This is a genomic window from Solilutibacter tolerans, from assembly GCF_900155935.1.
GTDB classification, from domain to species: Bacteria; Pseudomonadota; Gammaproteobacteria; order Xanthomonadales; family Xanthomonadaceae; genus Solilutibacter; species Solilutibacter tolerans.
The window spans coordinates 436,722-447,837 of sequence record NZ_FTLW01000001.1 but is presented as its reverse complement, the minus strand read 5'-3'; the positions used below and the strand labels follow the sequence as shown (position 1 = coordinate 447,837).

General features: G+C 63.4%; 9 protein-coding genes. 6 read left to right on the top strand and 3 right to left on the bottom strand.

Features of this window, described 5'->3' with window-relative positions; genetic code table 11:
• Positions 1-51: 51 nt before the first annotated feature.
• From dnaE to ispA, 5 genes are all read left to right on the top strand, one after another.
• A complete protein-coding gene (dnaE, locus tag BW989_RS02140) occupies positions 52-3,576 on the top strand; it encodes a DNA polymerase III subunit alpha (protein ID WP_076584868.1) in 3,525 nt (1,174 codons plus the stop codon).
• Positions 3,577-3,687: 111 nt separating this feature from the next.
• Complete coding sequence (locus BW989_RS02135; RefSeq protein WP_076584866.1) at positions 3,688-4,641, top strand: acetyl-CoA carboxylase carboxyltransferase subunit alpha; 954 nt, start codon at positions 3,688-3,690, stop codon at positions 4,639-4,641.
• Positions 4,642-4,651: 10 nt separating this feature from the next.
• Positions 4,652-5,947 carry a tRNA lysidine(34) synthetase TilS gene (gene tilS / locus BW989_RS02130; protein WP_083688128.1) on the top strand — a complete coding sequence of 432 codons (1,296 nt, stop codon included), beginning with the start codon at positions 4,652-4,654 and terminating at the stop codon, positions 5,945-5,947.
• Positions 5,948-5,978: 31 nt separating this feature from the next.
• Positions 5,979-6,239 (top strand): exodeoxyribonuclease VII small subunit, encoded by a 261-nt coding sequence (locus tag BW989_RS02125; RefSeq protein ID WP_076584862.1) that lies wholly within the window; start codon positions 5,979-5,981, stop codon positions 6,237-6,239.
• The gene (ispA, locus tag BW989_RS02120) at positions 6,232-7,122 is read left to right on the top strand and encodes a (2E,6E)-farnesyl diphosphate synthase (RefSeq protein ID WP_076584860.1); all 891 of its coding nucleotides are present in this window, start codon (positions 6,232-6,234) and stop codon (positions 7,120-7,122) included. Before BW989_RS02125 ends, ispA begins: the two co-directional genes overlap by 8 nt.
• Positions 7,123-7,198: 76 nt before the next feature.
• On the opposite strand, the gene BW989_RS02115 is transcribed toward ispA, so the two are convergent.
• The gene (locus BW989_RS02115) at positions 7,199-7,618 is read right to left on the bottom strand and encodes a DUF4870 domain-containing protein (RefSeq protein ID WP_076584858.1); all 420 of its coding nucleotides are present in this window, start codon (positions 7,616-7,618) and stop codon (positions 7,199-7,201) included.
• Positions 7,619-7,689: 71 nt separating this feature from the next.
• A complete protein-coding gene (gene pmbA, locus BW989_RS02110) occupies positions 7,690-9,045 on the bottom strand; it encodes a metalloprotease PmbA (protein ID WP_076584856.1) in 1,356 nt (451 codons plus the stop codon).
• Positions 9,046-9,085: 40 nt separating this feature from the next.
• Between pmbA and yjgA the strand changes: the two genes are divergently transcribed.
• A complete protein-coding gene (yjgA, locus tag BW989_RS02105) occupies positions 9,086-9,658 on the top strand; it encodes a ribosome biogenesis factor YjgA (RefSeq protein WP_076584854.1) in 573 nt (190 codons plus the stop codon).
• Between the two features lie 15 nt (positions 9,659-9,673).
• Here yjgA and tldD read toward each other — a convergent pair whose 3' ends face one another.
• Entirely contained in the window at positions 9,674-11,116 is a 1,443-nt protein-coding gene (tldD, locus tag BW989_RS02100; RefSeq protein ID WP_076584852.1) for a metalloprotease TldD, read from the bottom strand.

Here is an 11,116-nt window from a genome sequence, read left to right as displayed (position 1 = left end):
CCAGCCCCTACCCTGAGGGGATATCGCGCGCCCAGCGCTTGACCGGACCGCATGTCGCACCGCTTCGCCTATCTGCAACTGCATAGCGAGTATTCGCTGGCCGATTCCACCGTCCGCATCAAGGAGATGGTGGCTGCGGCGGCGAAGCGTGGCATCCCGGCGCTGGCGATCACCGACCGCAACAACCTGTTCGCGTTGGTCAAGTTCTTCAAGGCGGCCGAGAGCGCTGGCATCAAACCGATTGCCGGCGCGGATCTGGCCATCGGCTTGCCGGGCGAACCCGTGCATTGGCTCACGCTGCTTTGCCGCGACAACGGCGGCTACAAGGCGCTGTCGCGATTGATCTCGCGCGCGTGGATGGAGGGCCATCGCAATGACGGCGTCGCCATCGCCCCGCATTGGCTGGACGAAGAAGACCTCTCCGGTTTGATCGCCATTGCCGGGCGCGCGTCGGATGTCGGCCTGTTGTTGTCTATGAACCGCCACGATCATGCCGAGGCCGCGCTGCGTGATTTGCAATCGCGCTTCGGTGATCGGCTCAACCTGTCGATCAGCCGCACCGGCCGCGAAGGCGAAGAAGCCTTCAACGCGTTTGCGATGGCGATGTCGTCCAAGCTGGGCATTCCGCTCATCGCCAGCAACGATGTGCGCTTCATCGACGCCGATGGCTTCGAGGCACACGAGGCGCGCGTGTGCATCGCCTCGGGCCGCGTGCTGGATGACCCCAAGCGCCCGCGCGACTACACCGACCAGCAATACCTAAAATCCGCCGAGGAAATGGCGGAACTCTTCGCCGATGCGCCGGATGCGATCGAGAACACGCTGCGCCTGGCTGAGCGCTGCAACGCCAGCCTCAACCTCGGCACCTACTACCTGCCGGATTTCCCGGTCCCCGACGATCACACGTTGGAAAGCTGGATCCGCACGCAATCCGCCGAAGGCCTGGCCGCGCGCCTGGACAAGCAGCCGCTCGCTACGGGCAAAACGCGCGAGGATTACGACGCGCGCCTGACCCGCGAACTCGACGTGATCATCGAGATGGGGTTCCCCGGTTACTTCCTGATCGTGGCGGACTTCATCAACTGGGGTAAGCAACACGGCATCCCGGTCGGGCCGGGACGCGGTTCGGGTGCCGGCTCGCTGGTGGCGTGGGCGCTCGGCATCACCGATCTCGACCCGCTGCCCTACGACCTGCTGTTCGAGCGCTTCCTCAACCCCGAGCGCGTGTCGATGCCCGACTTCGACATCGACTTCTGCATGGATCGCCGCGACGAGGTGATCGATTACGTCGCGCGCAAATATGGCCGCGAGCGCGTCAGCCAGATCATCACCTACGGCACCATGGCGGCAAAGGCCGTGGTGCGCGATTCGGGCCGCGTGCTCGGCTTCCCTTACGGGTTTGTCGATGGGGTGGCGAAGCTGATCCCGATGACCCTCGGCATCGGCCTGGAAGATGCGCTCGGCCGTACGGACAAATCAAAGAGCGACGATGCGTGGCGCAGCGATGAGCTCATCGCGCGCTATCGCGACGAAGACGACGTGCGCGATCTGCTCGACCTCGCGCTGCAACTCGAAGACCTGACCCGCAACGCCGGCAAGCACGCGGGCGGCGTGGTGATCGCCCCGGAACCGCTCGCCGAGTTCTGCCCGCTGTTCGCCGAACATGATGTCGAGGGCCTGGGAAAAAACCCGGTCACGCAGTTCGACAAGGACGATGTCGAGGCGATTGGCCTCGTAAAATTCGACTTCCTCGGCCTGCGCACGCTGACCATCATCGATTGGGCGGTGAAGGCGATCAATGAACGCCGCGCGGCCGTAGGCGAAACGCCGCTCGACATCGCCGCGTTGCCGCTCGATGACACCGCGACGTACGAGCTTTTCGCGCGCGGCGACACGGTCGCGGTGTTCCAGTTCGAATCACGCGGCATGCGTGAGCTGTTGAAGCGCGCCTTGCCTGACCGCTTCGAGGACCTCATCGCGCTGGTGTCGCTGTATCGACCGGGCCCGATGGACCTGATCCCCGACTTCATCGAGCGCAAGCACGGCCGCGCGGAAGTGCAGTACCCGCATGCGCTGCTGGAACCGGTGCTATCACCCACGTATGGCGTGGTCGTGTATCAGGAACAGGTGATGCAGACCGCGCAGATCCTGGCCGGGTACTCGCTGGGCGGCGCGGACTTGCTGCGTCGCGCGATGGGCAAGAAGAAAGTCGAGGAGATGGCGAAGGAGCGCGCCAAGTTCGAGGCCGGCGCGCAGGCCACACACGACATCGCCTCCAAAATTTCGGGGCCGATCTTCGACCTCCTGGAAAAATTCGCCGGCTACGGCTTCAACAAATCGCACGCCGCCGCCTACGCGCTGGTGAGCTACCAGACCGCGTGGCTGAAGACACACTACCCCGCCGAGTTCATGGCGGCGGTGCTGTCGTCGGACATGGACAACACCGACAAGGTCGTCGGGTTCCTGGACGAAGCACGCGCGATGGATCTCACTGTGCTGTCACCAGACGTCAACGCCTCAGATTACATGTTCGAAGCGGTGGACCCGAAGACGCTGCGATATGGCCTTGGCGCGGTGAAAGGCGTCGGCCGCGGCGCCTGCGAGGCCATCGTCGAGGCGCGCGAGAAAGAGGGTGCGTTCACCGACCTGCTGGATTTCTGCAAGCGCGTCGAATCCAACAAGCTAAACCGTCGCACGATGGAAGCGCTGATCCATGCCGGCGCGTTGGATGCGCTGGGCAGCAACCGGCCTTCGCTGCTGCTGCAGCTGCCCGAAGCGCTCAAGGCCACCGAGCAGCTCGCGCGCGAGCGCGAGGCCGGGCAGGTGTCCTTGTTTGGCGCGGTCGAATCGGCGGTGCCGGCACTCGACATCCATTTGCCCGAGACGCACGATTGGCCGCTCGCGGAAAAACTGCGCCACGAGCGCGAGACGTTGGGCTTCTATCTCTCCGGCCATCCGATGGACCCGTATCGCGACGACCTGATCGGCGTGACTGGCTTCCACCTTGGGCAGTTGGAGAAAGTCTGGAGCGAGCGCGCCGAAGACGAGAAGCGCGGCTGGCGTCCGGAGAAAACCGTGGTGCTGGCCGGCCAGGTCACCGGCATGCGCCGCAAGGGCGAGTCGCAAGCCTTCGTGCAATTGGAGGATGGCCGCGGACGCATCGAGTGCGCGTTCTTTGCCGAGACCTTCACCGAGTACGCCGCGCTGCTGACCCGCGACCGCATCCTCATCATCGAGGGCGGCCTGCGCGAGGACGAATTCTCCGGTGGCTTCAGTCTGCGCGCACGGCGCTGCTGGGATTACAGCCAGGTCTGCGCCACCCAGGCGCTGCGTCTCGCCCTGCGCCTGGATCTGCGCGTGCCCGGTGCGATGGAAGCGGTCGATGCCGTCCTCGACAAGCATCGCCCCGGCTCCACCCCCATCCGCTTCGAGCTGCTGCGCGAGGGCGCGGCCGGCCAGTTGGACCTCAATGGCAGCCGCGGCATCCGCATCGATCAGGATCTCGCCGCCACCCTGCGCGCCCAGCCCGGCGTGCGTACGGTGAAGCTGGCGCTGGGCAAGCCGTGGACGCAATGAAGCGACATCTCGCCCACATGACCGGGGCGTATGGGCCGCAGCGCCGCATCCGCTAGACTGTCGGGCCTGACCGGCCCTGCCGGACCAAAAAATCCGCCAAGTACCCGCTAAATGAACCCGAACTACCTCGATTTCGAGCAACCCATCGCCGATCTGGAAACCAAGATCCAGGAGCTGCGCCAAGCCAGCGATGGCCAGGCGGTCAATATCGACGCCGAGGTCAAGGCCCTGCAGGACAAGCTGCGCCAGCGCACCGCGCACATCTTCCGCGACCTCGCGCCGTGGCAGGTCTCGCAGATGTCGCGCCACCCCGCGCGGCCGTACACCAACGATTACATCAAGGTCATGTGCAGCGAGTTTCAGGAGCTGGCCGGTGATCGCGCGTATTCAGACGACGCCGCGATCGTCGGCGGTCTGGGCCGCATCGATGGCCGGAGCGTCGTGATCATCGGCCACCAGAAGGGCCGCGACACCAAGACCAAGGTGCGTCGCAACTTCGGCATGCCGCGTCCGGAGGGCTATCGCAAGGCGCTGCGCCTGATGAAGCTGGCCGAGCGTTTCAGCCTGCCCATCATCACCTTCATCGACACCCCGGGCGCATATCCGGGCATCGGCGCGGAAGAGCGCGGCCAGAGCGAGGCGATCGCGCGCAACTTGCTTGAAATGGCCGAGCTGCGCGTGCCGATCATCTGCAACGTGATTGGCGAAGGCGGCTCCGGCGGCGCGCTCGCCATCGGCGTGGGTGACGTCACCAACATCCTCGAATACGGCACCTACTCGGTGATCTCGCCCGAAGGCTGCGCGTCGATTTTGTGGAAGGATGCAGCGAAGGCCAAGGATGCCGCCGAGCAGATGGGCATCACCGCCAAGCGCTTGAAGGCGCTGGGCTTGGTCGACAAGGTCGTGCGCGAGCCGATCGGCGGTGCGCATCGCAATCCGCTGCAGATGGGCAAACGCCTGAAGGCCGTGATCATGAACGAGTTGGATGCGCTGGAAGCCAAGCCCGTCGAGACGTTGCTGGATGACCGCTACAAGCGCCTGCGCAGCTACGGTGCCTACGCCTGATCGTTTCGCGATGAATGTCCCCGCCACCGATGCCGTGCTGCGCGCGGTGGCGTCAGAGCCCAACACAACGTCTGCGCCAAGCCTGTTGGTGGGCTATAGCGGCGGGCTGGATTCGACCGTACTACTGCATGCACTGGCCAAAGCACAGGGCGGACGCGTGCGTGCCATCCATATCCATCACGGTCTGCATCCGCATGCAGACGCTTGGGCTACACATTGCCGACAAATCTGCGATGCACTCGGCGTGTCGCTCGTTACCGTGAAAGTCGATGTAGTGGATATCGATGCCGGACCTGAAGCAGCTGCACGCGCCGCACGCCACGCCGCTTTTGAAACGCATTTGCGCGAAGGCGAATGGCTGACCCTGGCACACCACCGCGATGACCAGGCGGAAACATTTCTGCTACGCGCGCTACGCGGCTCTGGTCCCGATGGCTTGTCGGCGATGCGGCCTTGGCGGCGTTTCGGCGCGGGCTGCTTATGGCGACCATTGCTCGGCTTGCCACGCGACACATTGATGGCCTATGCCGAAGCGAATGAACTGGCGTGGATCGAGGACCCCAGCAATACCTCATCCGTATTCGATCGAAACTACTTGCGCAATAATGTGATGCCGATGCTGCAGAAGCGTTGGCCACAAGTCGATGCCGCATTCGCCCGCGCTGCGCTTTTGCAACAACAAGCCCGCGTCGTACTGCAGGCCAACGACGACGATTTTGATGTCACAACCTCACCACTGCAGCTAGAAAGCCTGCGGGCATTGCCGCCCATGCAGCGTGCTCGCGGCTTTCGCGCCTGGGCTAGCCATCATGCCTTGCCGCCTGTGCCCACTCGCGTGGTGGAGTGGCTGGAAACCGAGCTCGCCAAACCGCCCCGCGATGGCGCATCCGAATGTCATTGGGCAGGCACCCTGCTACGGCGCTGGCGTGACGCGCTATATCTGCCGGACCCGATAACACCACTGCCTATGGATCTGGATATCGAATGGGATGGCCGGGATGAACTGGCTCTACCGAATGGCCTGGTTTGGCAGCTAAGCGGAACACCCGCCTTGCAGACACCGACGCGTGTACGAGCACGGTTGGGCGGTGAACGAATTGAACTAGCCAAACGCCAGCATCGTCATCTACTGAAACACCTATGGCAGGAGCAAGGCGTGCCACCATGGCGACGCAATGCCATCCCACTCATGTTCCGTGCTGATGGTGTACTCCTCGCCGCAGGCGACCTGCACTCGGCCCTTCTGGATGCGTGGCTGGACGCTAATCACGGGACACTGACCCTGATCAATCCCGCCCGCGATTGACCGCGCCCCCGAGCCGCCGCACACTTGCCCCATGGCACGCAAAACCTCAGAAAAAGAAGCGCCCTCGCCCGTCGCCAACTTCGAGCACTCGCTAGAGGAGCTGGAGCAACTGGTCGAACGCATGGAAACCGGCGAGCTGTCACTGGAAGAGTCACTGGCCGCTTACGAGCGTGGCGTTGGCTTGTATCGCAGCTGCCATCAAGCCTTGGAACAAGCCGAATTGCGTGTGCGCCTGCTGTCGGACCCGCAAGACCCGGCCACCGCCGAGCCTTTCGACGACAACGATGAGTGATGCGGTTTCGGTGGATGCGCGCCTCGCCGGCTGGCAGGTGCGCATCGAAGACGCGCTGCGTCGCGTTCTGCCTTCACCCGATGTCGAGCCCAAGCGTCTGCACGCCGCAATGCGTCATGCTGCGCTCAACGGCGGCAAGCGCATTCGTCCCCTGCTGGTGTACGCAACCGGCCATGCGCTGGGTGTGGATGAGACATCGCTCGACGACGCCGCACTCGCCGTCGAATTGATCCACTGCTACTCGCTGGTGCACGACGATCTTCCCGCAATGGATGACGACGACCTACGCCGTGGCCAACCCACCGTGCACATCGCCTTCGACGAAGCCACGGCCATTCTTGCGGGTGATGCATTGCAATCGCTCGCGTTCGAGCGCCTTGCACAGGCTGCGCTGCCGGACAAAGCCAAGGTGGCGATGTTGCGAGAACTCGCCATCGCCAGCGGCCACGCCGGCATGTGTGGTGGCCAGGCACTGGACATCGATGCAACCGGCCAACGGATCGACATCGACCAACTCGAACGCCTGCACGCAATGAAAACCGGTGCGCTGCTGCGGGCCGCCGTGCGTTTGGGGGCACTCGCTGCAGGCGCCGCTACCGCGCAACAACAGGTGTTGGATGCCTATGCCGATGCACTCGGCCTCGCCTTTCAGGTGAAGGATGACCTGCTGGACATCGAAGGCGACAGCGTGACGCTGGGCAAGACCGCTGGCAAGGACATCGCGCAGGACAAGGCGACGTTTCCGGCATTGATTGGGGTCGAGGCATCACGCTCGCGATTGCAGACGCTATCGGCAACGATGTTCGCCTCGTTGGGGCAACTGCAAGCGGATGCGTCTGCACTCGAGGCACTTGGCCGACGCGTGGTCCAACGCGACCGCTGACTGGCGACATCATCGCCCATGAAAAACGCGCGGCAGCCATAGCCACCGCGCGCCTTGTCCAGGCCGAGTGCGTGGCTTACTTGAGCAAGCGTATCGTCAGCGGATAGCGATACAGCTCGCCGTCGTAGGCCTTCATGGCGGCGATGATGGTGAAGATCAACCACACCAGGCCGAGCACGAGCCATGCTGGCAACGCCACCAGCAAGCCGATGCCGAGGGTGAACACCACCACCAGCACGGACACCACGGCGTACAGGAACATGCTGAGGTTGAAGTTGAAGGCCTCCTTGGCGTTCTCCGCTGCAAAGCTGGAGCGGTCGCGCACGATGAACCAGATGACGAGGGCCGCCAACGCACCGGCAATGCCCGCGAACCAGCTAGTGAAGAACGCTGCCAACAGCGCGGCGATATGCGTGCCCGCAGCCCACAATCGGTCGTCCTGACTCACGGCTGACGGTGCCGGCGGCGGAACCGCTTGATGTTCGTAATCGTTCATGGCGACCTCCTATGCGTTCGCTTATCCACACTATCGGGGCGAAGCACGCCCACCACAAGTGAACTGAAGACCTACTGTCCGGCCACCGTCATTCGGCCCACCAAAATCGGGCCCGTGCGGATATGCGAACGCGGGTCGATGTCAGCACCCACGGCTTCGATGGCCTCGAACATGCTGCGCAGATTGCCGGCGATGGTGATGCCATCCACCGGATAGGCCAGCTCGCCGTTCTCGATCATGAAGCCGGCCGCGCCGCGTGAGTAATCGCCCGTGATCAGGTTGATGCCCTGCCCCATCAATTCGGTAACGAGTAATGCGCGCGACTGACCATGCATCATCGACTGCAGGTTTTCCGCGTTCGTGCTGACTTCGAGGTTATGCACGCCACCGGCGTTGGCCGTGGTTTGTAGTCCCAGCTTGCGCGCGGAGTAGCTGCCCAACACGTAATGCTGGACGATACCGGCATCGATCAGCGGCGAGCGGCGCGTTGCCACGCCTTCGCCATCGAACGCAGCCGAGCGGAAACCACGCGGCAGGAACGGATCTTCGTTGATGCCGAACCACTCGGGAAATACGCGCTGCCCCACTGAATCGCAGAGAAAACTGGCGCGGCGATACAACGAACCGCCTGATACCGCGCTGACGTAGTGACCGATCAAACTACGCGCGATTTCGGCGCTGAAGATCACCGGCATCGTACTGGTCGGCACGCTGCGCGGATCAAGTCGCGCCAGTGCGCGCTCTGCAGCGATGCGCCCGACCGAAGCCGCATCCTCCACTCCATCCAGCGACAACGCCGTGCTGTACCAGCCATCGCGTTGCATGTCCTCACCTTGCCCGGCGATCAGCGCGCAACCCAAGGTGTAGTGCGTGTCACGCTCCGCACCGACAAAGCCGTGCGAGTTGGCATACACGCCCAGCGATTGTCCGCTGCCGAACGATGCGCCATCGGAATTGCCGATGCGTGCATCCATCGCGCGGCCTGCAGCTTCGCAAGCCAGCGCGCGTTCGACCGCTTCATCGGCGCTGACCTCAGCCGGGTGCCAGGTATCGAATTCGCGCAGGTCGGTAGCCATCAGCTCTGCATCAGCCAAACCGGCGGCGGCATCCTCTTCAGTGAACCGGGCGATGGCGCAGGCCTGGGCGACGGTGGCGACGAGGCTTTCATCCCGCACGTCACCCGTGCTGGCGCTGCCCTTCTTCTTGCCGAAGTAGACAGTGACGCCAATGCCGCGATCCTGATTGGACTCGACGGTCTCGACTTCGCCCATGCGCACACCGACGTTCAGCCCGCGCGATTCCGAGCAGCTGACTTCCGCCTGCGAGGCGCCCTGTTGGCGGGCCAGTTGAAGCAGGCGCTCGGCCGTCGCTTCCAGCTGGGCGATGCGGGCCTGGCTGTCATCATGGGCAAGTTGTTGGGCGGGCATGGCTTATCCTGTAACGATATTTGTTGAAAGGGTTGGATCGATGCGCGGACACGACGAAGAGACCGGCGACTTCCTGTCACCCAGCCGCAGCGAGCAGCGGCGCGAGGCGCTGGACGTGCTGGCGCTCGCCCATGTACTGGTCGGCAAGACCGTGACCGAGCTGGAAAAGCTGCCGATGGACGATGCGCTGCGTGCGCATGTCCGTGATGCTGCGCGCATTACCTCACCCATCGCGCGCAAACGCGCCGTGGCCTTCCTGGCCAAACAGATGCGCAAGGAAGAGGACGAGACGCTGGACGCGATCCGCGACGCGCTGGATGCCAACAGCGAAGGCTCGCGTCGGCAGGTGGCCCTGATGCATCGCGCCGAAGACTGGCGGGTGCGGTTGATCGAAGGCGGTGATGGTGCCTTGGCGGCGTTCATCGATGAAAACCCGGGCGCCGACCGCCAGCGCCTGCGCCAACTGGTGCGCAATGCGCAGGATGAAGCCAAGCGCAACAAACCGCCACGCGCGTTTCGAGAGCTGTATCGCGAAGTGCTGGCCGCCGTGCAAAGCGATGCGGACCAGACTGGCGATATGGATACCGAAATCGACATTGACGAAGAAAATTGAGCCACACGCGCGGCCTCAAGCCTGCGTGCCGCCCACGGTGAGCTCGCTGATCTTGAGTGAGGGCTGACCCACGCCTACCGGCACCGACTGACCGTCCTTGCCACAGACACCGACGCCATCATCCAGCGCCAGGTCGTGGCCGATCATGGTCACCCGCTGCATCGTCTCCGGGCCGTTGCCGATCAAGGTCGCGCCCTTCACCGGCGCGGTGATCTTGCCGTCTTCGATCAGGTACGCCTCGGTCGCAGAGAACACATACTTGCCGCTGGTGATGTCCACTTGTCCGCCGCCGAAGTTGACCGCGTACAGGCCGCGCTTGACCGAGCGGATCATGTCCTCCGGGTCGTCTTGCCCAGCCAGCATGTAGGTATTGGTCATGCGCGGCATGACGAGATGCGCATAGGACTCACGACGACCATTGCCGGTCGGGGCCATACCCATCAGGCGCGCGTTGAGCGTGTCTTGCATGTAGCCGGTGAGCACGCCATCTTCGATGAGCGTCGTCGATTGCGTCGGCGTGCCCTCATCATCGATATTGAGCGAGCCGCGACGCCCAGCGAGCGTTGCGTCATCGACAATGGTCACGCCGGGTGATGCGACGCGTTGGCCCATGCGGCCTGCATATGTTGATGTGCCTTTGCGATTGAAATCGCCTTCCAATCCATGACCCACCGCTTCGTGCAGCAATACGCCGGTCCAGCCATTGCCCAGCACCACCGGCATCAAGCCTGCCGGTGCATCGATGGATTCCAGATTGACCAAGGCCTGGCGTAAAGCCTCGCGCGCAAATTTTTCCGGCTGCCCATCGCCCAACAATTGTTCGTACGAATAACGGCCACCAAAACCTGCATAACCAGACTCCCGGCGGCCGTTCTGCTCGACGATCACCTGCACGTTCATGCGCACTAACGGACGCACATCTGCAGCCAACACGCCATCGCTGCGCGCGACCAATACCGTGTCCACCGCTGCAGACAGGCTCACCATCACCTGCTGTACGCGTGGGTCCAGGCTACGCAGCAATGTATCCACACGGCGCAGCGCTTTGACCTTGGCCTCGTTACCCATTGCATCGATGGGATCATCCGATGCATACAACTGACGCGATGGGCGCGGGGTCAACGCTTGAGCGCCGCCCGCCCCGCCATCGCGCGAGATGGCACGTGCAGACCCCGCCGCCGCAAGCAACGCTGCAGCATCAATTTCACCCGAGTATGCGAAGCCGGTTTTTTCACCATTGATCGCACGCACACCGACACCTTGCTCAATCGCATGTGCACCGTCTTTCACGATGCCGTCTTCCATCGACCAACTCTCACGCCGGCTGTGCTGGAAGTACAGGTCACCATAATCCGCGCCACTGGCAAGCAGCGTGGAAAAGGTGTGATCGATATCGGATGTCGACAAACCCGTCGGTGTCAGCAAGCGGGTTTGGGCGATGGCGAGTGCTTGGCTCAT

What these genes read in the sequence shown, in the direction of transcription:
- dnaE (WP_076584868.1), top strand. Translation starts at nt 52, where the DNA reads ATGTCGCACCGCTTCGCCTATCTGCAACTGCATAGCGAGTATTCGCTG.
- BW989_RS02135 (WP_076584866.1), top strand. Translation starts at nt 3,688, where the DNA reads ATGAACCCGAACTACCTCGATTTCGAGCAACCCATCGCCGATCTGGAA.
- tilS (WP_083688128.1), top strand. Translation starts at nt 4,652, where the DNA reads ATGAATGTCCCCGCCACCGATGCCGTGCTGCGCGCGGTGGCGTCAGAG.
- BW989_RS02125 (WP_076584862.1), top strand. Translation starts at nt 5,979, where the DNA reads ATGGCACGCAAAACCTCAGAAAAAGAAGCGCCCTCGCCCGTCGCCAAC.
- ispA (WP_076584860.1), top strand. Translation starts at nt 6,232, where the DNA reads ATGAGTGATGCGGTTTCGGTGGATGCGCGCCTCGCCGGCTGGCAGGTG.
- BW989_RS02115 (WP_076584858.1), bottom strand. Translation starts at nt 7,618, where the DNA reads ATGAACGATTACGAACATCAAGCGGTTCCGCCGCCGGCACCGTCAGCC.
- pmbA (WP_076584856.1), bottom strand. Translation starts at nt 9,045, where the DNA reads ATGCCCGCCCAACAACTTGCCCATGATGACAGCCAGGCCCGCATCGCC.
- yjgA (WP_076584854.1), top strand. Translation starts at nt 9,086, where the DNA reads ATGCGCGGACACGACGAAGAGACCGGCGACTTCCTGTCACCCAGCCGC.
- tldD (WP_076584852.1), bottom strand. Translation starts at nt 11,116, where the DNA reads ATGAGCCAAGCACTCGCCATCGCCCAAACCCGCTTGCTGACACCGACG.